At 48.5% G+C, this 598-nt stretch carries 1 protein-coding gene; it reads right to left on the bottom strand.

Annotated elements, in window-relative coordinates; genetic code table 11:
- Window positions 1–411 precede the first annotated feature (411 nt).
- Window positions 412–598 (bottom strand): hypothetical protein (locus HX830_RS31940; RefSeq protein ID WP_218171433.1); only part of this gene is annotated, 187 nt, incomplete at its 5' end.

The following is a 598-nucleotide window of genomic DNA, read 5'->3' as shown; positions in this document are numbered from 1 at the left end:
AGCAATCGTTGGTTACATCTTTGATTTCTCGCGGAGTAACTTGTGATGCTGATAATCTGTTGACTATTCAGTCTGACTCCACAAGCACCCACACGAATTGCTTGATTCAGTTGTTAAAGAGCGGTTGGTTGAGCTGTTCGCTGAACCGAGGCGCGCATTCTACAGCAGCCTCATTTGCTGTCAAGTGATTATTTTCAGAAGTTTTCAGAGTTTCCTCTTCAACTTCAACCACTTGCGCTTTCGATCTCTCGTTAGCGGGAGGCGAATTCTACAGCGTTACACGCTGCTGTCAACACCTCTTTTACACCGCTTTCGACCGAGAGGATCGAACCGCTGAAGAGGCGAAAACACACTGCCTTTTCAGCTACTTCCACGCTTCGATGAACTGAAGCGACCCGCCTGTCAAAACCCTCAAAACCTTTGTAACTCGTTGAATCTCAAAGGCTTTTCCGTTTCGACTGCGCCGGAAGTGGGGCGAATTATAGAGCCGTGGAATTTCCCGTCAACGCTTATTTTCACTTTTCTGTCATAAAGGTCAAAAACAGTGCGCGTCCCGGGTTTTGCGGTGTCTGTACTGACGCCTTCGCGGGCAAGCTCC

Source organism: Pseudomonas gingeri, from assembly GCF_013385425.1.
Taxonomy (GTDB): Bacteria; Pseudomonadota; Gammaproteobacteria; order Pseudomonadales; family Pseudomonadaceae; genus Aquipseudomonas; species Aquipseudomonas gingeri_D.
The sequence above is the reverse complement of the archived record's forward strand: the minus strand, read 5'-3'. Positions and strand labels throughout refer to the sequence as shown.